The following is a 19,368-nucleotide window of genomic DNA, read 5'->3' on the forward strand; positions in this document are numbered from 1 at the left end:
CCAGGGGTGATGCCAGGCCCCGCCACCCGCCGCGTCGCGCTAGACTGCGATCATGACCGGTGCCCCGCCCCGTCTTCCAGCCTGGCTCGCCGCCCTGGCGATCCTCCTCGCGGGCTGCTCACCTGCGGCAGGCCTCGACGAGACCACCACCGTTCCACCGTCCCCGACCTCTTCGGCCCAGCCAGCCGCCGTCGACGCCGTCCCGCAGCAGAAGCCCGTTCCGGCACAGGTTCCCACTGCCACACCGGCCCCCACACCGCCGCCGGTGCCGCAGGCATTCGCCCTCAACCTCTACCAGGAGGGGGACTTCGTGCCGCAGTACACCTTCGACTGGTGTGTTGCGGCGAGCATTCAGATGGCCCATAACCTCATCGACGACACCGGCGGAGGTACCTGGGCCGACCGCGCCCAGCAGAGTGACCTGTGGGATATGGCCCGGGCACGGTCTTCCAATTCGTTCAATGGTGCCAACCCACTCGGCTGGGCGCAGGTGCTGACAGAGGTCGGGTTGGGGCCCTACTCCGTCGTCAGCGTCCCCGACTACGAGGACGCGCTCCAAACCGCGGCGCGGGCAATTGCCGCCACGGGCCGGCCGGTGGGGCTGGTCATGTGGAGCGGCCGCCATGCATGGGTGATGAGCGGATTCGAATCGGTCGGCGATCCCGGGCAGTTCACAGAGTTCTCGGTCACCGGCGTCCGCGTCCAGGATCCGCTCTATCCGCACGGCAGCGGACAGTGGGGTCCGTCCCCAGCGCCCAACAGCCTGCTCACCCCGGAGCAGTTGGCGACCCAGTTCGTGGTCCGGGAGCCGCGGCGCTGGAGCAGCGAACTGCCGGCCGGCTACCTGCTGGTGCTGCCGGTCGCAGCCTAGGTGGTTGGGGGACTTGCCGCCCCTGAAACGCGTTGGTCGCCGGACGCCGCAAGGCCGGCGCCCGTCGAGGCAACAACTGCGGCCACTGCGGCGGCAAGTGCCGGTAGGTAGAACCAGCCGATGCTGGCAGAGCCGATAACAACGAAGACGGCTAGGCCAACGGTGGCCATAACAGAAACGGTCGTCCGGGCGCTTCCGTGGAGCAGGAGGGGTGACGCGGTCACCACAATGGGGATCAGTAAGGGGAGGAAGAGGGACGGACCGACTGATTCAAGCAGTGTCGAATGCCTCGCCTGACCGGGTTCACCGGCCGATAGTTCAACTTCGGTGTACACGGGAAGCACTAAGAGTGCCACGGAAGCAGCTGCCGCTAGCCAGGCAGCAATGGCCGGGCGGGCATTCTTCGAATCGGGCCAGCGTTCCATGTGACTCCCCTGATAGGGCTATACGTCAACGAAAGCACTGTTTGAGGGATTCCTCCAGAGGGCCAACCAGCGTTCTTCCGGCAGTCCTCATGGCGTCTGCACCTGGATAAGAGCCAGCGCCATTCTTGCAGCCTCGATCGGAAGCGCCAACCCCAGTTCCGACCCTGAAAGCGCGGGGCACTCAGTCAGCGGCTTAGCGTGCTGTCACCCTCATTCGTGGGGTTCCGTCAGTCGAGTACACGGCCGGGCGGGTCAGCCGGCGTCGGCCTGACCTGCTCGAAGATGTCCAGCACTGCCTGCGTGGCGCGGCTGACTCCACGGTCACGCCAGACCACCACCACGGCCAGGTACGTCGGCGGACCCGCAAGTTCGCGGTAAACCAAGCCCGGCGGGTTCACGTGCGTCACCGACGACAGCGTCAACGTGACGCCCACCCCGGCTGCCACGAGGCTCAGCACGGCGTAGGAATCCGGCGCCTCCTGCATCACCCGTGGCGAGAATCCCGCCTCCAGTGCAAGTCGGGTAGTGGCGTTCCGGAGGTTGGAACCGATGGTTGCCGGGAACGCGACGAAGGGTTCAGAGCCAAGATCGGCGAGCGGCACAACGTCCGCCGATGCCAGCTTATGGTCTTCGGGCAAGGCCACAAGGATGCGCTCATAGGCAAAAATACGCGTCCGGACATCCTTGTCCCGGACCGGTAGCCGTGAAAACCCGATGTCGATGGCGCCTGCCGCCACCTCGCCGGGGGCCAGTCCGCCGTAGACCAGCGACCTCAGCTTTAGCTCAATACCGGGCTCGGCCATCCGGACAGCCTTGGCCAGGGGTGGGACCACGTCCCTGCTGCTTGCGCCGGCGTAGCCCACCACCACCTGCCCCACTACCGCCGAGGAGCCGAGCATGGCCGCTCGTTCAATGAGGCTGGCACTCTCCAGCGTTTTCAGGATGGGCCCGTAAACGGCCTGCCCTGCATCGGTCAGGCGGACCACCCGGGAGCTCCGGTCAAAAAGTACGACGCCGAGATCCTGTTCCAGCCGCCGGATCCACACGCTGAGCTGTGGTTGTGCCACCGCCAGCCGCTCGGCGGCGCGGCCGAAGTGCAGTTCTTCTGCGAGAACTGCGAAGGCTCGAAGGTGTTTCAAATCCATGGGGGCCAGCCATTCATAAGGGTTCCGTTATCGGATCCTTAAGGAAAGTTTATTGGACACTTATCGTCCGGTTCTGCGATCTTGAGTGTGCGCCAGGTAACCCCCGGCTGTGATGCGGAGCATGGGCTCCGGTCCGCCGCGCGATTCCTTCGCCTCCCCAGCGGCCAGCTTCCAGGTATCCCGTGAACCTGACGCGCGCCAACTTTTCGATTCAAAGAGGAAATCATGAGTAAAACTTTGGACAGGGCGGAAACGCCTGCGCTCAAGCGAGCCGCCGGCATGCAGAAGGTGACCGGCTTCTTCACAGAGCTGATGCGGCGCTACCTGCCGGACCCCTTTGTCTTCGCCATCATCCTGACCATCCTGACGGTGATCCTTGCCGTGGTGATCGAAGGCCAGAGCATCGCAGACGTGACGGAATCGTGGGGCAAGGGCTTCTGGTCGCTGCTTGCGTTCACCACCCAGATGGCAGTCATCCTGGCCATGGGCTATGTCCTGGCGAACGCCCCCGTGGTGGAGCGGCTGCTCAACGCGATCGTCAGCCGGGTGGAAACACCGCGGACGGCCGTCATCGTGGCAACGTTGGTGGGTGCTGTGGGCTCCTACCTTAACTGGGGATTCGGACTGGTGATCGGCGGCATCGTCGCCAAGAAGCTGGCCATGCATGTCAAGGGCGTCCACTACCCGCTGATCATCGCCGCGGCCTACAGCGGCTTCACCATGTACGGCCTGGGCCTGTCCGCCACCATTCCCATGGTGATCTCGACGCCGGGACACCCCATGGAGAAGCAGATGGGGCTGATCCCGCTGGCCGAGACCATTTTCTCGCTACCCATGATGATCACTGCGGCCGTGGTCCTGGTGACCCTGCCCCTGCTCAACGCCATGCTCCACCCCAAGCCCGGTCAGCCGGTAACGGAGATCGACCGGGCCCTGCATTCCACCGAACCCCTCAAAGTCACGCTGGAGACTGACGCTGACACCTTTGCTTCGAAGCTGAACAACAGCCGGATCCTGGCCTGGGCAATCGGCATTCTGGGAATGGGCTACGTGGGTGTTCACTTCATCCGGGGCGGCGGGGTTGACCTGAATCTGATCAACTTCTTCATTCTGTTCCTGGGCATCCTCCTGCTGGGCACTCCCAACGCCTACCTGCGCCAACTCAACGAAGGAATCAAGACGATTTCCGGCATCATCCTGCAGTTCCCCTTCTACGCGGGAATCATGGCGATCATGGCTGCGTCCGGGCTAGTGGTCACGATCTCAGGTGTCTTCACCAGCATCTCCACCCCGGAGACCCTGCCGTTCTGGGGACTGATCAGCTCGTTCCTGATCAACTTCTTCGCTCCCTCCGGCGGCGGGCACTGGATGATCCAGGGTCCCTTCATGATCGATGCGGCCAACGCCATTGGTGCTTCCACCGCCCAGACCTCCATGTCCGTCATGCTGGGCAACGCCTGGAACGATCTGGTCCAGCCCTTCTGGATCCTGCCCGCCCTTGCGCTGTCGAAGCTGAAGCTGAAGGACATTATGGGCTACACCGTGATCATGATGTTCTGGGTTGGCATCATCTACATTGCCGCCATCCTGCTCTGGGGTTTCCTGGGCTAAGACCCGCCCGGCTCAACCCTCCAACAAGAAAAGAGAAAAGATGCTGTTCCTTGTACGCATGGACGTCAAACTTCCCGTTGACATGCCCTCTGAGGAGGCGGCGGCCCTCAAAGCAGTGGAAAAGGCCTACTCCCAGGATCTTCAGAAGCAGGGAAAGTGGCGCCACATCTGGCGCGTTGTGGGCGAGTACTCCAACTACTCAGTTTTTGACGCTGAAAGCAACGACGAACTCCACACCATGCTCTCGGGCCTGCCCCTTTTCCCGTTCATGGACATCTCGGTCACACCTCTGGCGAAGCACCCGTCCGACGTCAACTGACCGGCCAACAACTGGCCAGCCGGTATGGGGCTCACCCAGCTGACTGACGCCGCCGCGCTGTCCTCAGGGCAGCGCGCTGGCGTTGATGACGTTCCCGCCGTCGGCCGTGACATAGCAGTCCACGCGGCGGTCGCCCGATTCCCAGCTTGTGCTGCTGGGGTAGGCGCGCTGGAAGTTCAGGACGTATTCGTTGGCTGCCGGCGCCAGCCTCGCCGCCTGGCAGGCTTCCAGCGCCTTGGCGGCAAGGGCTTCCCGGCCCGGGTATGAGCCGCTGGTTGGATAACGGAACACGGCCACAAGCTGGGCTGAATGGGCGGTATCGCAGGCCACGACTGTGGACCGCAGGGACTCGGGGTCAAAATCCTTGAAGCAGTCACCAAGGCGGAAGTCGGCCGGTGCAACCCCTTCCCGGGGCAGCGCAAGCGGGGTGGGCGGGGGAGTGGGTGAGATTTCCACCACGCCCGAGCCGCCGTCGTCGGCTGTCTTCCCGGAGTCCTTGCCCAGCCACATGGCCAGCCACACCAGTCCGCCGATGACGCCCACCAGAACCAGCACGAAAAATGCTTTCAGGAGGATGGACCCGGTCCGCCGTGGCTTCCGGGCAGGGCCCTCCGGGTGCGGCGCCGGGGCGGACTGCTCACCGGACTGCCGGGCGGCCACCCCGGGCAGCCCTGCAGTGGGCGGGGCGGCTGGTCTGGGCGGGGCCGGCCGCGGTCCGCCGGGGGCGCCCTGCGGGCCCTCAGCGGCCGGCCTGGCGTCGGCGTCCTGCTGGTTCATCGGGATACCCTCCTAGGGTTTTCAACTCGCCTTGCCGCCGCTCCGCGCACCCGGATTGGCAGCCGTTGAAGAGACTCTATCCAACAAAAAAGCCGGGAACCCCGCGGTGCGCCGCGGAAAGGGTACCCGACATGCCGTTTGAACGCCCGCGCCGGGGAGCAGTGGGCGCCGAAAGCATGTAATCTAGGTGTACGACAAATTGACCAAACATTCCGGGGCCTCACCGATAGCCAAGGTGACCACCTCCGGTCCGAGTACAAAAGGGGGTCACGCCATGGGGCGCGGCCGTCAAAAGGCAAAAGCTACCAAGCAGGCTCGGGATATTAAGTACTATTCCCCGAACACTGACTATTCGGCCCTTCAGCGTGAGCTCAAAGGCCCAGAAGGTCGTGCCACGAGCCATTTCGCGAATGAGCCGGTTGAACCGGACTATTCAGCTTATGTGGATAAGTACGCGGACGATTTGGAAGAAGACGACGACGAGGTAGATACCCGTCGGATCGGCTAGTTGTCGCAGGCCCGTGTCGCCGTAAGGCAACCGGCCCCGTGACGCCGCAGTACCTCCGGACCACACAGCTTGTCCGTCAGTACAGCGCTTCTTTTCCAGCACACCGGATCCCGGCGGATCCGCAGTGCTGGCCTCAGTTACCAGGCCCGTCGCCTGTACCGGAACCCGGTGCAGGCGGCGGGCTTTTTGGTGTTGACTGAAGGTGTTGATGCTTTGTGCGCCGCGAAAGGACTACCACATGCCCGGAAACACCACTTCACGCAGCTACTCCCACGGCGAACCGTGCTGGGCTGACGTCCAGACCCGGGACGTTGACGCAGCCAAGGCTTTCTACACGGCTGTCTTTGGTTGGACCTTCAAGGACATGCCCACCCCGGATGGCCGCAGCTATGCCCAGGCCTTCATCGCCGAGGACCTGGTGGCCGTGGTGGCGCCGCAGAACCCGGACCAGGAATCGTTGGGCACCGATGCCCAATGGAACATCTACTTCGCCGCGGAGGACGCCGGTGCGGTGGCCGCGGAAACGCCGCACGCCGGCGGGCAGGTCCAGTTCGGTCCGGAGGTTGTGGGGGACACCGGCGTGATGGTGTTCGTGGACCCTCCGGGCGGCGGGACCACCGGCGTGTGGCAGCCAGGCACGCACACCGGCACAGGGCGGTACAACGAGCCAGGTGCCCTCTCCTGGACCGAACTGCTCACGCCCGAGCCGCAGGCCGCCGTCGGATTCTTCCAGCAGCTGTTCGGCCACGAGGTGACCGAGTACCCACAGGACGACGGCGGCACCTACACCACGCTGATGGTGAACGGCGCGGAGGTGGCCGGCATCGTCGCTGCAGACGCTCCTGCCCGCTGGCAGATCTACTTCGGCGTGTCCGATGTTGCCGGCACCGTGCGGAAAGCTGTGGCGGCGGGCGCCCAGGTGCTGATTGAACCGGGGGACGATGATCCGGAGACTCCCGGTGCCACTGCGACCCTAAAAGACCCGCAGGGCGGCGTTTTCAGCCTGCTGGAGGTTTAAACACGGATGGCCCCCAACAGCCAGCGGCTGGGGGCCATCCGGAGACTGGCTTAGGCGTAGGCGTTGACCAGGCGGACGGCGCCGCCGTCCACGCCCTTGGCGCCCTGCACGTAGTCCGGGCCGGTCTTAAGGATCGAATCCGAATCCGTGGTGACGGTGCCCATGATCCAGGACGGCAGGCCGCGGTCGTTCAGGCGGGCGACGGCGGCGTCGGCAGCTTCGGCGGACACGATGGCCACCATGCCCACGCCCAGGTTCAGGGTGCGCTCCAGATCGGCCAGCGGCACGTTGCCCAGTTCGGAAACGAGCTTGAAGATGGCCGGCAGTTCCCAGGTGGCGCGGTCCACGGTAGCCACGAGGCCCTGCGGCAGCACGCGGGCCAGGTTGGCCGCGAGACCGCCGCCGGTGACGTGGCTGAAGCCGTGGACGGCGTTGGTGCTGTTCACCGGGAAGGCGCGGGCCAGGTCCAGGCAGTCGGCGGCGTAGACGCGGGTGGGTTCCAGCAGTTCCTCGCCCAGGGTGCGGCCGAGTTCGGAGACCTGGCGGTCCAGTGCCCAGCCGGCGTGGTTGATGACGCGGCGGACCAGCGAGTAGCCGTTGGAGTGCAGGCCGGAGGAGGCCATGCCGATCACGACGTCGCCGGCGCGGACACGGTCCGGGCCGAGCAGGTCGGAGGCTTCAACAACGCCGGTAGCGGCGCCTGCGACGTCGTATTCGTGCTCGCCCAGCAGGCCCGGGTGCTCGGCTGTTTCGCCGCCCACCAGGGCGGTGCCGGCCACGGAGCAGGCTGCGGCGATGCCGCGGACGATGTCTGCAATGCGCTCCGGGACAACCTTGCCGCAGGCGATGTAGTCGGTCATGTAGAGCGGCTCGGCACCCACCACCACGATGTCGTCCACCACCATGCCCACCAGGTCAAAGCCGATGGTGTCATGGATGTCCATCGCCTGGGCGATGGCCACCTTGGTGCCCACGCCATCCGTGGAGGTGGCCAGCAGGGGGCGCTTGTAGGTCAGGAGCCTGGAGACGTCGTAGAGGCCGGCGAAGCCGCCCACGCCGCCGATCACGGAGGAGTTGTGGGTGGCCTTCACGGCACCCTTCATCAGCTCGACGGCGCGGTCGCCCGCTTCAACGTCAACGCCGGCGGAGGCATACGTGATGCCGGCGGCGTTCTGTGAGCTGTTGCCGGCGGCGGGAGTAGCGGAAGTCATACGGACTCTTTCTTGTCGGCGCCGGTGGAGGTGGCTGCATGGTGAATCTCGGGCACGCGGTCTTCTTCGGTCAGCAGGTCCTCAAACTCGGCGTCCGGTCCGGGATCGCAGCCGTCGGAGCCTTCGTCGTCTGCAGGGTCCTCATCGATGCCGATGGTGGCCACGGCCAGTGCGGCGGTGGTGCCCGGGAGGGCGGAGGGCGACGGCGCCAGGCCGCCGAGGTCGGTGCGCTCCAGGAGGTTTTTGCCCAGTTTGTCCGAGCCCGGGAGCGCGATGGGGTACTTGCCGGTGAAGCAGGCGGTGCAGAGGCGTTCGCGCGGCTGCTGGGTGGCGCCGATCATGCCGTCTTCGGAGATGTACGCGAGGGAATCGGCGCCGATCGCCTGGGAGATTTCCTCAATGGTGGCGCCGTTGGCGATGAGCTCCGCACGGGAGGCGAAGTCGATGCCGTAGAAGCAGGGCCACTTGACGGGAGGGGACGAGATCTTGATGTGCACGGCGGCGGCGCCGGCTTCGCGGAGCATCCGGACGATGGCCCGCTGGGTGTTGCCGCGGACGATCGAGTCATCAACCACCACCACGCGCTTGCCGCGGATCACGGACTCAAGCGCGTTCAGCTTGAGCCGGATGCCCAGCTGGCGCAGCGTCTGGGACGGCTGGATGAACGTCCGGCCAACGTAGGAGTTCTTGACGAAGCCGTGCGCGAACGGGATGCCGGATTCCTCGGCGTAGCCCACAGCTGCGGGGGTGCCGGACTCCGGGACAGGAATGACGATGTCCGCTTCCTGGGTGTTTTCGCGGGCCAGCTGGCGGCCCATCTCCACGCGGGACTCGTACACGGAACGGCCGGCGATGGCCGCGTCCGGGCGGGCGAGGTACACGTACTCGAAAACGCAACCCGCCGGCGTCGGCTCCGCGAAGCGCTTGGAACGCACGCCGTCCTCGTCGATGGCGATGAATTCGCCGGGTTCGATTTCCCGGATGAAGCTGGCGCCCACGGTGGCCAGGGCGGACTGCTCGGAGGCAACCACCCACCCACGGTCCAGCCGGCCCAGGACCAGGGGGCGGATGCCGTAGGTGTCGCGTGCCGCGTAGAGGGTGCCTTCGTCCATAAAGACGAAGCAGAAGCCGCCCTTGATCTTCGGAAGCAGTTCGATGGCTGTTTCCTCGAGGGTCTTGCCCTCTTCGCCTTCCAGCAGCGCCGTGACCAAGGCGGTGTCAGAGGTGTTGCCCTGCTTCATTTCGCCGCTGAGCTGGCCGCCGTTGCGTTCCTGGATCATGGCGTTGAGCTCTGCCGTGTTCGTCAGGTTGCCGTTGTGCGCCAGGGCGACCGTGCCGGTGCTGGTGGCGCCGAGGGTGGGCTGGGCGTTGGCCCAGTGGCTGGCTCCGGTGGTGGAGTAGCGGCAGTGTCCCACCGCCAGGTGCCCGGTCAGGGTGTTCAGCGTGGTCTCGTCGAAGACCTGGGACACGAGGCCCATGTCCTTGTAGACGTTGATCCGCTTGCCGTCGCTGGTGGCAATACCAGCCGACTCCTGACCGCGGTGCTGTAGTGCATACAGCCCGTAATAGGTGAGTTTTGCTACTTCTTCACCTGGTGCCCAGACCCCAAAAACGCCACAAGCGTCCTGAGGGCCTTTTTCGCCAGGGAGAAGATCATGAGAAAGTTTTCCATCGCCGCGTGCCACTGGTCGATTATCTCACGAGATGGGGTACGACTTTTCCGCCGCGGGGTTTGTGACTGGCAGCTAGGGCTGCGGGTCGTCGTCGGGCTCGGAGTCCGGGACGGCCTCCACCACGGCGCGCTGCCGGCGCTTGACGCTCCGCCAGTCCAGCAGCAGGGCAGCTACGGCGCCCAGGATGGCTCCGCCTGCGCCAAACGTGACCAGGAAAAATCCGAAGACCGCCCCGCGGTCAAATTCCTCGTCCCCGGGCAGTCCGTAGGCGACACCGGCCGCCACCAGAAATCCCACCAGGGCGCCGAGGATCAGGAACGGCACATACTTCGGGGCCCGGCGCACGGTGACCTCGCGGCGCTCAGCGGGGGTTTCTTCAAAAGCCATGCCATCTAGCCTACTCATCTGCCGTTGCCCTATCACTTTTGGCTCCCAAAACGGCCGAATGAGAGCCAAAAGTGATAGGGCAACGGGAGGGACGCAGACGATTACAGCAACGTCGCCGCCGGCCCGATATCATCGGCGAAGGACTGGGCGTTGCACATCACAGGGGGGACACGGCTGCATGGAGACCGTCACGCAGGGGGTGAGGGCCGCGGAATCGGAGCGCGCGGCCGCGATCAGGGACTACGGGCTGGCGCCTGCCCGCACTGGAGGTCCCGGTATCCTGCCAGGAACCGACGCTGCCGGGGCGCTGGAGAACCTGGTCCGGCTGGCGGCCCGGCTCTGTGGTGTTCCCTACAGCGTGGTCAACATCATCACCGAAGACCAGCAGGTGCAGATCGCGGCGTCCGGGCTGGACGCGGGGATCTGCTCCCGCGAGGACTCGATGTGCGCCAAGGTTTTCCTCAGCGGGCACACAACGGTTGTAGCCGATGCGTCCAAGGATCCGAGGTTCGCCGACAGCCCGTTTGTCTCCGGCGAGATTGCTGAAGTCCGTTTCTACGCCTCCGTTCCGCTGGAGACTGCCTCGGGTTTCGTCCTGGGCTCGCTGTGCGTTTTCGGCGACGATCCCGCCAGCCCCACCGCCGAGCAGATCGGCATGCTGGAAGTGCTGGCGCACCAGGTGGTGGAGGTGCTCGAGCTTCAGCACCGCACCCTGCAGCTCAGCGACGCGCTGACTGAACTGGAACGCAGCAATGAGATGCTCGCGGAGTTTGCCGGCCGGGTGAGCCATGACCTGCGCATCCCGCTGACCACCATCCTCGGATATGTGGAACTCGCGGAGGACGATGCCGCCATCCCGCCGGGCCATGCTGCCGCCGAATACCTGCAGCTCATCGGCGGGGGCGGGCACCGCATGCTGAAGACCCTCGAGGATGTGCTGGCGTATTCCAAGGTGGATGGCGCCCTGCGCCGCGAGCGGGTTTCCCTGCTGGCCGTGACAGCGGAGGCGGCACAGGATCTGGGGCTGGACCTGGGCCCGGTGAGCGGCATCTACTGTGATGACGGGGAACTGCTCGCAGACCGGGCCCAGCTGCGGACCCTGCTCCAGAACCTCCTGGCCAACTCGCTGAATTACCGCAGCCCCGAGCGTGAACTGCGGGTCACCGTCGGCGCGGCGCCAGGCGAGCGCGGGGTGACTCTCAGCGTGGCGGACAATGGCGTCGGGATCCCGCAGGCGGACAGGAAGCGGGCCGTGGAGCCCCTGGTCAGGCTGCACCGTTCGGGCGACGGCCCCGGCACCGGCCTGGGCCTGGCGACGTGCCAAAGGATCGCGCATGCCCACGGCGGGGACCTGGAAATCAGTGACACGCCCGGCGGCGGCGCCACCATCGGCGTGCTGTTCAGCTGGGAGCTGCAGGGCGCCTTAGCGCCGGCCCGCCCCTAGTCCTGCGATGTCCGGGTGAGCACCCAGGTGTTGGTGCCGTCCTGCCGTTCAAAGGTCACGGTGGTGACGAGGGCATGGATGAGGGCCAGTCCGCGGCCGGACTCTGAGTCGTCGCCGGGGGTACCGGGTGTCATGGGTCCGAACGGCGGCTTCGCGTGGAAGGCACTGACCCGTGCCTGCAGCAGCGTGGGCTGCACGCTGATCTCCACCCCCAGCTCCACGGGCCGTAGCGCCTTGGCCGGCTGGGCATGCTGGACGATGTTGGACGCCGATTCGATCACCGCAGTGGCGAACGTCATCTGGTCCACGTCCTGGACGAACGGGGCATCCTCCCAGAGGCCGTCCAGTTCGTCGTGGACGGACTCGATGGCGTCCAGGTCCGCCAGGCCGCGGAAGCTCCGCTGGGCCAGCACGTCAGTCATTGCTGAACGCCTCTTCCGGGGAGGCATAGGACGTCAGGACGCGGTCCATGCTGGTCAGTTCCAGCACCATCTTCACTTGGGGCTGCACGGACGCAATACGGAGGTCCCCGCCTGCCTGCCGGGCCGCCTTGAGGCAGCCGATCAGGGCGCCGAGTCCCGAGGAGTCCATAAAGCCTGTCTTCTCGAGGTTCACCACGATCCGGCTGGAACCGCCCGCGATCACATCGGTGACGTACTCCCGCAGCTTGGGTGCGGACACCATATTGAGCCGCCCGTCTGCCCTGACCTCCGCGTATGAATCCTTGACCTCATGGCTAAACTCCATCGGGTTCCCTCTCTCCAGCTTCAACGTCCACAGCGGGTTCGAAACCCTTGTACAAAACGGCGCGCACCAGGATGCTCATGACCACCAGGTCAAAAATAACCCAGGCAACGTTCACCAGCGTGCCAAGCGGCTCGGCCAGTCCGGTAACCAGCCGGATGATGCCGACGACGGCGGCAATCGCCAGCAGCCCCGCCACCACGAGCTGGGGGCGGATGAGGCTCCAGCTGGGGCCGCCGCTCTGGCGGGCCTTGGGGGTGACCGCGAACCCGAGGGGACGCCCGAACCAGACGTTCTTGGCCGCCGTCGAACACGCCTTGATCCAGGTGGGGAACAGCGCCAGGCTGTACTGCTGGCCGCGCCAGGTGGGGATTCCGCGGCCAGCGACGGCGAACAGCAGCTGGTTGGCGATCATGAACGGGATGAACCGGATGAAGAAGTCCCAGCTGAGGCTGGTCACGGGAAGGATGCCCAGGAGCAGGTAGATGATGGGCGCGGCGAAGTAGATGACCGCCGCATAGCCGCTGAGGTAGGTCCACATGGTGGCGAAGTACATGAGCCGCTGGCCGATTTTCAGGCCTTTCTGGACCAACGGGTTTTCGCGCAGCAAGACCTGGATGGTTCCCTGCGCCCACCGGAGGCGCTGGGTAAGCATGGTCGCAATATCCTCCGGCGCCAGGCCGTAGGCGAGGACCTCGTGGTGGTAGACGCTCTCCCAGCCCATGGCGTGCATGCGCATGGCGGTGGCCATGTCCTCGGTCACCGAGATGGTGGCCAGCGGCATCACCGGCTGGGCTTCGTCGTTCCGCTCCACGTTAAGAGCGTCAAGGACGGCCTGCACCGATTCCAGGGCTCCCAGCGGGGACCAGTCCCGGGCGGACATGCGCTGCACGGCGTCATCGGCGACGACGGGGACGCCGGCCTCGCCGACGTGGGCGAGCTCCATGGCGGCGATCTCTTCGAGGTCCGCCTGAAGTGCCGAAACGTCTGCCTGGACCAGGGTCTGGACGGCCAGGTCAACCCGCCGGCGGACCCGGTACGTGATCTCGCTGAGCGGTTCACCGGCTGCCAGCTGTTCCTGGGCTTCCCTGGTGGCCGCCTCCACCTGGTCCAGTACGTCAGCAACCAGGGGCGTATCCATATCAGCCGATTTGCGGGCCTGCCGGATGGCGGAGCGGGAGGCGGCGAGGGCGCGGCGGATGCTCTTTTCGGTTTCCTTGACGTAGCCCACCAGGCCCAGCTGCATCAGGGCTTCGCGGCGCAGGATGGCGTTGGAACCGCAGAAGAAGGCAGCGTTCCAGCCATCCTTGCCCTGCTGGATGGGGCCATAGAACAGCGGTGCCTGGCTGCCGAGGGGATCGTCCGCGGGAACGTTACTGAAGTACTGCGGGGTCTGGACCAGGGCCACGCGGCGGTTGTTGAAGTAGCCGAGGGTTTTTTCCAGGATGTCCGGTTCGGGGATCTGGTCCGCGTCCAGGATGAGCAGGAATTCGCCGTGGGTGACCATCAGGGCGTTGTTCAGGTTGCCGGCCTTGGCATGGCGCGGGACGTTGGCCGTCCAGTCCTCGCTGCGCGTGACGTAGCCCAGACCATGCTCTTCGGCGAGGGCCTTCAGCTCCGGGCGCGCGCCGTCGTCCAGGATCCAGGTGCTGTGCGGGTGCCGGATCTTCTGGGCGGCCAGGGCGGTGGTCATCACCATGTCCAGGTCTTCGTTGTACGTGGTGATGAAGACGTCCACGGTGGCGTCGTGGGGAGGCGCGGGGGCTGCCTTGCGGATCTTCAGCTTCCACACCGTCATGCCGAAGAGCATGACGTCGATCAGGCTGTAGGTTTCCGCTACCACCAGGGGGACGGCGATCCACCAGGCATCCCAGTTCAGCGAGGCGGCCCAGCGCCAGGCCACGTAGTTCAGGCCGAAGATGACCGTCAGGACCACTACCAGGCGGGTCCAGAAGCGGGTCATGCCGCGGCAGTTTCGGGCAGGCGGCGGACCACCACAACGGTGACGTCATCCTCGGCGGATTCGGCCGGCGCAAGGGCGAGGATTGCGTTGCTGGCGGCCTGCGCGGACTCCTGCCCGTGGACCGCTGCGAGCACCGCTGCCGTGAAGGCCTCGACGGAGTCAAAGACATCGAGGACGCCGTCGCTCACCACCACCAGGGCGTCGCCGGGAGCCAGGTCCAGGGTGGACTGCGGCCACGTGGTGCCCGCCCATGCTCCCACCGGCGGACCGCCGGACGGCAGCCGGTGCACGCCGCCGTCGGCCGTGACATGCAGTGCCAGTCCGTGGCCGGCGTCGACGTAGCTGACGTTGCCGGAGGCGGCGTCCAGCCGGGCGTGGAACAGGGTGACAAAGGAGTTGGAGGAGTCCAGGTCAGTGGCGATGGCCTTGCTGGCGGAGGCGAAGGCGCCGTCCAGGTCCCGCCGGTGGCCCATGGAGCGCATCACGGCCCGGACGGTGGCGGCGATGAGGGCCGCCCCCATGCCCTTGCCCATGGCATCGGCAAAGGTCAGGTGCAGGCCGTCCGGGGTCCGGTACCAGTCATAGAAGTCTCCTCCCACGCTGCGGGAAGGCCGGAAGGCGCCGGCGAGATCGTACCCTTCCACCCGCACGTCCTCGTTGGGCAGGAGGCTCTGCTGGACCTCGGTGGCGCGTTCGAGTTCACTGCGCGCGGCGGTGTCCACCGCGGGCGACTGGCGGCGGCGGCGGAAGAGGGCATTGATCCGCGACTGGAGCTCGCGGGGGCTGAACGGTTTGCTGATGTAGTCATCGGCGCCGTTGTCCAGGCCCGTGAGCTTGTCCAGTTCATCCGCGCGGGCGGTCAGCATCACGATGAAGGCATCGGAGAATTCCCGCAGGCGCTTGCAGACCTCAAGGCCGTCAATGTCCGGAAGGTTCAGATCCAGGGTGACAAGATCAGGCCGCTCACTGCGGACGAGTTCCACGCCCGGCAGACCCGCCGCGGCCTCGGTCACGAGGAAGCCCTGCTTGACCAGAACCCGCACCAGAAGCCCGCGGATGTCCGGATCGTCTTCAATCACAACGGCTCGACGTGTTTCGGGCATGGAAGGCATAGCTCTACTTCTACCGTATTAACGCCCGCCGAGCATTGTCACATGCACCACAGTGCCGGTTAAGCACCTGCACCTGCTACGGCCGGTGCCACTTCCCGCGGCCGGTCTTGCCCCAATTTTTGGGCCTGCTTGAGGGGAACTTGAGCAACCGTGGCCACACTCGAAGGGAAGACCCAGGAAGTATTGCCACACTTGCCGGAGGACGGTGCACGGCTGATGGAAAGAACTGAATCCGCTGAGGCGTTGCCCGGCATCGTGGCACGCTCGCTGAAGCTGATCCGGGAGGGCCACTTTTCCCGGAGCACCCTGCACTACCTGAGCCATTCCTGGAAGGTCCGCTCGCTGAACCGTTCCCTGGCCAGGGCGCTGGGGGAATCCTGGGAGGCCTCAAGCTGGCCGGGCGACAGGCTCGCAGTCGGGGTCGAGATGTCCGAGAAGGTCGAAAAACTGACCCGCCTCCTCAACCGCGAAACCGAAGTGCACGGCCGCCTGGTGGCGCTCCTGAAGTAGCCGTTCCCTGCTGACCCATTCCGTGGCACACTTAGGCACAATCGAGTGGCTGGGGGATACCAGGTCAGGAGATTACGGTGCATTGGTTTACAGGCTGGGCCTACCTCTTATCGGGGCTCATCGTGATGGACACCCTGCTGGTGGTCCTGTGGCTAATGGACAAAGACTGGCCCCGGCGCTGGCGGAAAAAGCCCTGACCAACGCCCCGTTTCAGCGCAGGTCGCGCCGCATCAGGACCCGCGGGAAGCCATTGAGCACCGAGTCCGTGTCCGCGGCCTTGACGAACCCTGCCCGTTCGAAGAGCCTGCGCGTGCCCACGTAGGCCATGGTGAGGTCCACTTTGCTGCCCTTGTTGTCCACCGGGTACCCCTCAATGGCGGGCGCGCCGTAGCTGCGCGCGAACTCCACGGCGCCCTCCAGCAACTGATGGGAGATCCCCTTCCCCCGGTGGCCGGGCCGCACCCGGATGCACCAGACGGACCACACCTCCTGGTCATCGACGTGCGGGATTTTGCGGTTGCGGGCAAAGCTCGTGTCGGAGCGCGGATGGACGCCCGCCCACCCCACGACGTCGTCGCCGTCGTACGCGAGGACCCCGGGCGGCGGATCCTGCCCCACCAGCTCCCTGACGAAGTCGCCGCGCGCGGTCCCGTGCAGCTCCAGGTTCAGCTTTGACGGGACGCGGTAGCTCATGCACCAGCACACGTTGGCGTCGGGCCGCTTGGGGCCCACCACCGCTGCCACGTCTTCAAACACTGTTGCCGGCCGGACTCTAATGCCCATGTGCACTCCCTGAAGGGGGACCGAAAAAGGGGGTAACCGAAGGGGTCAGCAGGACGGGCTAGAGGCCCAGCGCTTCCTTGAGGGCGGCTACATGGCCCTGTGCTTTGACCTGGTACTGGGCCAGCGCCACTTTGCCCTCGGGATCAACCACCACGGTGGAGCGGACGATGCCCTCGGTGATCTCGCCGTTGACCAGCTTTTCACCCCAGGCGCCGTAGGCGAGGGCAACATCGTGGTCCTCGTCGGAGAGCAGCGGGAAGGTCAGATCGAAGTCACCGGTGAAGCTGGCCAGCTTTTCCGGGGCGTCCGGGGAAATGCCAACCACTTCGTAGCCGGAACCCTGGAGGGAAGAGAGGCTGTCACGGAAATCGCAGGCCTCGGTGGTGCAGCCGGGGGTGGCCGCCGCCGGGTAGAAGTAGACGATCACGTTCTTGCCGCGGTACTGGGCAAGGGAGGTGGTCTTCCCGGAGGCATCCTGGAGACTGAAATCCGGGGCCTCGGTGCCTGGCTGAAGTTTGACGGTCAGTTGGGGGCTCATGCGTTTCCTCCGGGAGGCTGGGCGGCTAAGGGCAAATCAAGTGAAGCGGCTTCCCGCCCTAGGCACAACTTCGGCGTCACGTGCAGTATTCCGCCGGGGCCTGCGTCGAGGATTCTAAAGTTTACATTCGGTGCATTGACTTCAGACGCGGCAGGGATACCGTTAGAGGTACACGATTTTCGGTCTCCGCCACGTTTTCGTATGCCGGTATTCACGCTCATACCCTTGTTCCGCCCTTTCGCGCCCGCCGCAAAAAATTCCGAGGCTGTGTGTCCTTTATGACCGCAAATTTCATCAGAGCCCTGGCCGTTAAGTCCTTGGACATCCCGGACAAGAAGCGGTGTCCGGACAAGGCCGAGTTCGATCTCGTCACCGTTGACGATTACTCCGTAGCCCGCCTGATCCTGGCGCCGGGCTGGCGCTGGTCCGAGCTGGTCAAACCCACCGAACTGACCGAGTTCTGTGAGCACAACCACCTCGGCTACTGCGTCTCCGGCAGCCTGGAGATTCAAACGTCCGACGGCGTGAGGTCAACCATCCAAGCCCATGACACCTATGCGCTGCCTCCCGGGCATGACGAGTGGGTGGTCGGCTCGGAGCCGTTCGTCGCCGTCGAATTCCTGGGTGCGGCGTCCTTCGGCCGCCCGAGAAGCCGGGGAATGCACGCACTGATGTGAGTTGCGGGCTCCCTATAACGGGCTGCCTGGAATGTGCCCTGCCTGGACGCCTTGCCCTGCCGGGACGTTCGGCTGGGTATCGCCGTCCGTGATGCTCTTCAGCCGTGCCAGCAATTCGGCTTCGTGAGCGCCGGCGTCGATGACGGTGAACTGCGCGTATTCGGGCAGGGACCGGTAAGCGTCCCGGAAGGACGCCAGCTCCGCAAGGGTTTCGTTGTCCGTCCCGCGCGCGGTGATCCGCTGGTGCGCCACGGCAGGATCTGCGTCCAGGTGGATGACGGCGTCCGGCGCGGGAAGGGCAGCCAGCAGCATCGGCAGCAACCTGCCGCGCGGCAGTCCTTTCGCTGCGCGCAGGGCCAGCTGGCAATAGAGGTGCCGGTCCATCACTACCAGCCCGTCAAAGAGGCCGGCCCGGGCGTGGGATGCCAGGACGTTGATGGTGCGGAGCGTGGTTTCCACGGCGTCGGCAAGCCTGTCCGGCCAGCGAAAGCCCAGGCGGTCGCCCAGCACGGACATGGTTCTGCGGCCCGCGTGGTTGCTCAGCAGCAAGGCCTTCCTGCCGTCAGCGCGGACTGCGGACACCAGGGCGCGGGCGGCCGTGGATTTTCCCGAACCGTCGATTCCGGTTAAGACAATAAGCACGTGGCCTCCTTCCGCCAATGGTTTAACGGTAGGGACAGGTTGATCGTCCCGGCATGCGGCGGATGTCACATTAGAGTCGGCGGAGACAGTCTGCAGCGAAACAGAGAATGGGGGCCCTCGATGCAGTTAGGGCAGTTTGCGGCCGTAGCAGCGAGTGTACTCCTGGCCGCACTCGCGGTCTTCCAGGGAGCACTGATCGCAGGGGCCCCGTGGGGAAGATTTGCCTGGGGCGGCCAGCACAACGTGCTCCCCACCAGGCTGCGGATCGGCAGCGCCACGTCCATTGTTCTGTATGTCCTGTTCGCCTACGTGGCGCTGGCCAAGGCAGACCTGGCTCCTCCGTTGGTGAACCAGGGTTTTACGGACGTCTTCTGCTGGGTGCTGACGGCGTATCTGGCGCTGGGCATCGTGCTGAACGGAATTTCGCGCAGCAAACCCGAGCGTCTGGTGATGACACCCATCGTTATAGTCCTGACGGGCCTGTTCCTGATCCTCGCACTGCAGTAGGCAGGCATAACGACGGCGGCCGGCCGGCCGCCGTCGTGCGTTCCGTTTGAAACAGCTGGCGTGGGCCCTAGCTGCAGAACTGCGTGAAGGCTGTGCCTGCGTTCTGGTAGTCAGACTCCAGGCCGGAGAGCTTGGCCTCGTCCGGGGCTTCCTTGGCGGATTCGTCGGTGAACTCGATGATGGATCCGAGTGCGGGCTTGAGTTCGTCCGATGCCACCACCTCGATGGGCCGGATCTGGTTGGCGAGGCGGGTCAGCCCGGACTTGCCGATGTTGTTCGCCGGGTTCGACAGGACGGCTTTCACCCGGTCGCAGGTCTCGGCGGTGGAAAGTTTGGTCGGAGCCGTGCAGGCCGAAGCGGAGAACACGAGGCCGGCAGCGACCAGGACGGTGGCGAGTTTCTTCATGGGTCCCTCAGTAGGCGGTTGAGGCTTCGATTGTAAGCAGAGACCGCGGCCCGACGCCGGGTCGGGGTAGTTGGCGGGCGTAGTGTGACCCGCCAAC

General features: G+C 65.5%; 23 protein-coding genes. 9 read left to right on the top strand and 14 right to left on the bottom strand.

What is annotated here, in order from left to right; all coding sequences use genetic code 11:
• Positions 1–52 precede the first annotated feature (52 nt).
• Positions 53–871, top strand: coding sequence for a hypothetical protein (locus tag DBR22_RS08265; RefSeq protein ID WP_108598621.1), 819 nt, complete (start codon positions 53–55; stop codon positions 869–871).
• Here DBR22_RS08265 and DBR22_RS08270 read toward each other — a convergent pair.
• Both DBR22_RS08270 and DBR22_RS08275 read right to left on the bottom strand, forming a co-directional pair.
• Entirely contained in the window at positions 868–1,296 is a 429-nt protein-coding gene (locus DBR22_RS08270) for a hypothetical protein (protein ID WP_108598622.1), read from the bottom strand. The genes DBR22_RS08265 and DBR22_RS08270 overlap by 4 nt on opposite strands.
• A gap of 227 nt (positions 1,297–1,523) precedes the next feature.
• Positions 1,524–2,441 (bottom strand): LysR family transcriptional regulator, encoded by a 918-nt coding sequence (locus DBR22_RS08275; RefSeq protein WP_108598623.1) that lies wholly within the window; start codon positions 2,439–2,441, stop codon positions 1,524–1,526.
• 225 nt (positions 2,442–2,666) lie between these two features.
• Between DBR22_RS08275 and DBR22_RS08280 the strand changes: the two genes are divergently transcribed.
• Together DBR22_RS08280 and catC are read left to right on the top strand one after the other, a co-directional pair.
• Positions 2,667–4,052 (top strand): short-chain fatty acid transporter, encoded by a 1,386-nt coding sequence (locus tag DBR22_RS08280; RefSeq protein ID WP_219928094.1) that lies wholly within the window; start codon positions 2,667–2,669, stop codon positions 4,050–4,052.
• A 40-nt stretch (positions 4,053–4,092) separates the two neighbouring features.
• The gene (gene catC, locus DBR22_RS08285; protein ID WP_108598624.1) at positions 4,093–4,371 is read left to right on the top strand and encodes a muconolactone Delta-isomerase; all 279 of its coding nucleotides are present in this window, start codon (positions 4,093–4,095) and stop codon (positions 4,369–4,371) included.
• A gap of 63 nt (positions 4,372–4,434) precedes the next feature.
• On the opposite strand, the gene DBR22_RS08290 is transcribed toward catC, so the two are convergent.
• The gene (locus DBR22_RS08290) at positions 4,435–5,148 is read right to left on the bottom strand and encodes a septum formation family protein (protein WP_108598625.1); all 714 of its coding nucleotides are present in this window, start codon (positions 5,146–5,148) and stop codon (positions 4,435–4,437) included.
• A 274-nt stretch (positions 5,149–5,422) separates the two neighbouring features.
• Here DBR22_RS08290 and DBR22_RS08295 point away from each other — a divergent pair, with 274 nt between their 5' ends.
• Both DBR22_RS08295 and DBR22_RS08300 read left to right on the top strand, forming a co-directional pair.
• A complete protein-coding gene (locus tag DBR22_RS08295) occupies positions 5,423–5,656 on the top strand; it encodes a DUF3073 domain-containing protein (RefSeq protein WP_108598626.1) in 234 nt (77 codons plus the stop codon).
• 238 nt (positions 5,657–5,894) lie between these two features.
• Positions 5,895–6,674 carry a VOC family protein gene (locus DBR22_RS08300; protein WP_108598627.1) on the top strand — a complete coding sequence of 260 codons (780 nt, stop codon included), beginning with the start codon at positions 5,895–5,897 and terminating at the stop codon, positions 6,672–6,674.
• Between the two features lie 50 nt (positions 6,675–6,724).
• Here DBR22_RS08300 and purM read toward each other — a convergent pair whose 3' ends face one another.
• From purM to DBR22_RS08315, 3 genes are read right to left on the bottom strand one after another with little or no spacing between them, the layout of a single operon-like run.
• Positions 6,725–7,885 carry a phosphoribosylformylglycinamidine cyclo-ligase gene (gene purM, locus DBR22_RS08305; protein ID WP_108598628.1) on the bottom strand — a complete coding sequence of 387 codons (1,161 nt, stop codon included), beginning with the start codon at positions 7,883–7,885 and terminating at the stop codon, positions 6,725–6,727.
• Positions 7,882–9,570 carry an amidophosphoribosyltransferase gene (purF, locus tag DBR22_RS08310; RefSeq protein ID WP_108598629.1) on the bottom strand — a complete coding sequence of 563 codons (1,689 nt, stop codon included), beginning with the start codon at positions 9,568–9,570 and terminating at the stop codon, positions 7,882–7,884. The genes purM and purF overlap by 4 nt, the downstream gene beginning before the upstream one ends.
• A gap of 60 nt (positions 9,571–9,630) precedes the next feature.
• Positions 9,631–9,945, bottom strand: coding sequence for a hypothetical protein (locus DBR22_RS08315; protein WP_108598630.1), 315 nt, complete (start codon positions 9,943–9,945; stop codon positions 9,631–9,633).
• 178 nt (positions 9,946–10,123) lie between these two features.
• Here DBR22_RS08315 and DBR22_RS08320 point away from each other — a divergent pair, with 178 nt between their 5' ends.
• Positions 10,124–11,389 carry a GAF domain-containing sensor histidine kinase gene (locus tag DBR22_RS08320; RefSeq protein ID WP_108598631.1) on the top strand — a complete coding sequence of 422 codons (1,266 nt, stop codon included), beginning with the start codon at positions 10,124–10,126 and terminating at the stop codon, positions 11,387–11,389.
• Here DBR22_RS08320 and DBR22_RS08325 read toward each other — a convergent pair.
• The 4 genes from DBR22_RS08325 to DBR22_RS08340 are packed head-to-tail and all read right to left on the bottom strand — an operon-like array spanning position 11,386 to position 15,208.
• Entirely contained in the window at positions 11,386–11,811 is a 426-nt protein-coding gene (locus DBR22_RS08325; protein WP_108598632.1) for an ATP-binding protein, read from the bottom strand. The two genes, DBR22_RS08320 and DBR22_RS08325, sit on opposite strands and share 4 nt — an antisense overlap.
• The gene (locus DBR22_RS08330) at positions 11,804–12,136 is read right to left on the bottom strand and encodes an STAS domain-containing protein (RefSeq protein WP_108598633.1); all 333 of its coding nucleotides are present in this window, start codon (positions 12,134–12,136) and stop codon (positions 11,804–11,806) included. Before DBR22_RS08330 ends, DBR22_RS08325 begins: the two co-directional genes overlap by 8 nt.
• Positions 12,126–14,096: a glycosyltransferase family 2 protein gene (locus DBR22_RS08335; protein WP_108598634.1), complete on the bottom strand. Its 1,971-nt coding sequence runs from the start codon at positions 14,094–14,096 to the stop codon at positions 12,126–12,128. Before DBR22_RS08335 ends, DBR22_RS08330 begins: the two co-directional genes overlap by 11 nt.
• A complete protein-coding gene (locus DBR22_RS08340) occupies positions 14,093–15,208 on the bottom strand; it encodes a PP2C family protein-serine/threonine phosphatase (protein WP_108598635.1) in 1,116 nt (371 codons plus the stop codon). The genes DBR22_RS08335 and DBR22_RS08340 overlap by 4 nt, the downstream gene beginning before the upstream one ends.
• Positions 15,209–15,424: 216 nt before the next feature.
• On the opposite strand from DBR22_RS08340, the gene DBR22_RS08345 reads away from it, so the two are divergent.
• On the top strand, positions 15,425–15,718 hold the full coding sequence (locus DBR22_RS08345; protein WP_146187431.1) for a hypothetical protein: 294 nt from the start codon (positions 15,425–15,427) through the stop codon (positions 15,716–15,718).
• A gap of 210 nt (positions 15,719–15,928) precedes the next feature.
• Here the strand turns inward: DBR22_RS08345 and DBR22_RS08350 are convergent, their stop codons facing one another.
• Positions 15,929–16,501 carry a GNAT family N-acetyltransferase gene (locus DBR22_RS08350; protein WP_108598637.1) on the bottom strand — a complete coding sequence of 191 codons (573 nt, stop codon included), beginning with the start codon at positions 16,499–16,501 and terminating at the stop codon, positions 15,929–15,931.
• Between the two features lie 58 nt (positions 16,502–16,559).
• Complete coding sequence (gene bcp, locus DBR22_RS08355) at positions 16,560–17,039, bottom strand: thioredoxin-dependent thiol peroxidase (RefSeq protein ID WP_108598638.1); 480 nt, start codon at positions 17,037–17,039, stop codon at positions 16,560–16,562.
• 278 nt (positions 17,040–17,317) lie between these two features.
• Here bcp and DBR22_RS08360 point away from each other — a divergent pair, with 278 nt between their 5' ends.
• Positions 17,318–17,716, top strand: a complete 399-nt coding sequence (locus DBR22_RS08360; RefSeq protein ID WP_108598639.1) for a cupin domain-containing protein — start codon at positions 17,318–17,320, stop codon at positions 17,714–17,716.
• Between the two features lie 12 nt (positions 17,717–17,728).
• On the opposite strand, the gene DBR22_RS08365 is transcribed toward DBR22_RS08360, so the two are convergent.
• On the bottom strand, positions 17,729–18,358 hold the full coding sequence (locus DBR22_RS08365; protein WP_108598640.1) for an AAA family ATPase: 630 nt from the start codon (positions 18,356–18,358) through the stop codon (positions 17,729–17,731).
• A gap of 120 nt (positions 18,359–18,478) precedes the next feature.
• On the opposite strand from DBR22_RS08365, the gene DBR22_RS08370 reads away from it, so the two are divergent.
• Complete coding sequence (locus DBR22_RS08370; RefSeq protein WP_108598641.1) at positions 18,479–18,865, top strand: hypothetical protein; 387 nt, start codon at positions 18,479–18,481, stop codon at positions 18,863–18,865.
• Between the two features lie 67 nt (positions 18,866–18,932).
• On the opposite strand, the gene DBR22_RS08375 is transcribed toward DBR22_RS08370, so the two are convergent.
• Positions 18,933–19,271 (bottom strand): hypothetical protein, encoded by a 339-nt coding sequence (locus DBR22_RS08375; RefSeq protein WP_108598642.1) that lies wholly within the window; start codon positions 19,269–19,271, stop codon positions 18,933–18,935.
• Positions 19,272–19,368 lie beyond the last annotated feature (97 nt).

It is taken from the genome of Arthrobacter sp. HMWF013 (genome assembly GCF_003061105.1).
Taxonomy (GTDB): Bacteria; Actinomycetota; Actinomycetes; order Actinomycetales; family Micrococcaceae; genus Arthrobacter.

Coding starts and splice junctions, on each gene's coding strand:
- DBR22_RS08315 (WP_108598630.1), bottom strand. CDS start 9,945: ATGGCTTTTGAAGAAACCCCCGCTGAGCGCCGCGAGGTCACCGTGCGC.
- bcp (WP_108598638.1), bottom strand. CDS start 17,039: ATGAGCCCCCAACTGACCGTCAAACTTCAGCCAGGCACCGAGGCCCCG.
- DBR22_RS08325 (WP_108598632.1), bottom strand. CDS start 11,811: ATGACTGACGTGCTGGCCCAGCGGAGCTTCCGCGGCCTGGCGGACCTG.
- purM (WP_108598628.1), bottom strand. CDS start 7,885: ATGACTTCCGCTACTCCCGCCGCCGGCAACAGCTCACAGAACGCCGCC.
- DBR22_RS08270 (WP_108598622.1), bottom strand. CDS start 1,296: ATGGAACGCTGGCCCGATTCGAAGAATGCCCGCCCGGCCATTGCTGCC.
- catC (WP_108598624.1), top strand. CDS start 4,093: ATGCTGTTCCTTGTACGCATGGACGTCAAACTTCCCGTTGACATGCCC.
- DBR22_RS08340 (WP_108598635.1), bottom strand. CDS start 15,208: ATGCCTTCCATGCCCGAAACACGTCGAGCCGTTGTGATTGAAGACGAT.
- DBR22_RS08345 (WP_146187431.1), top strand. CDS start 15,425: ATGGAAAGAACTGAATCCGCTGAGGCGTTGCCCGGCATCGTGGCACGC.
- DBR22_RS08335 (WP_108598634.1), bottom strand. CDS start 14,096: ATGACCCGCTTCTGGACCCGCCTGGTAGTGGTCCTGACGGTCATCTTC.
- DBR22_RS08275 (WP_108598623.1), bottom strand. CDS start 2,441: ATGGATTTGAAACACCTTCGAGCCTTCGCAGTTCTCGCAGAAGAACTG.
- DBR22_RS08360 (WP_108598639.1), top strand. CDS start 17,318: ATGACCGCAAATTTCATCAGAGCCCTGGCCGTTAAGTCCTTGGACATC.
- DBR22_RS08330 (WP_108598633.1), bottom strand. CDS start 12,136: ATGGAGTTTAGCCATGAGGTCAAGGATTCATACGCGGAGGTCAGGGCA.
- DBR22_RS08370 (WP_108598641.1), top strand. CDS start 18,479: ATGCAGTTAGGGCAGTTTGCGGCCGTAGCAGCGAGTGTACTCCTGGCC.
- DBR22_RS08290 (WP_108598625.1), bottom strand. CDS start 5,148: ATGAACCAGCAGGACGCCGACGCCAGGCCGGCCGCTGAGGGCCCGCAG.
- DBR22_RS08320 (WP_108598631.1), top strand. CDS start 10,124: ATGGAGACCGTCACGCAGGGGGTGAGGGCCGCGGAATCGGAGCGCGCG.
- DBR22_RS08300 (WP_108598627.1), top strand. CDS start 5,895: ATGCCCGGAAACACCACTTCACGCAGCTACTCCCACGGCGAACCGTGC.
- DBR22_RS08265 (WP_108598621.1), top strand. CDS start 53: ATGACCGGTGCCCCGCCCCGTCTTCCAGCCTGGCTCGCCGCCCTGGCG.
- DBR22_RS08350 (WP_108598637.1), bottom strand. CDS start 16,501: ATGGGCATTAGAGTCCGGCCGGCAACAGTGTTTGAAGACGTGGCAGCG.
- DBR22_RS08295 (WP_108598626.1), top strand. CDS start 5,423: ATGGGGCGCGGCCGTCAAAAGGCAAAAGCTACCAAGCAGGCTCGGGAT.
- DBR22_RS08280 (WP_219928094.1), top strand. CDS start 2,667: ATGAGTAAAACTTTGGACAGGGCGGAAACGCCTGCGCTCAAGCGAGCC.
- DBR22_RS08375 (WP_108598642.1), bottom strand. CDS start 19,271: ATGAAGAAACTCGCCACCGTCCTGGTCGCTGCCGGCCTCGTGTTCTCC.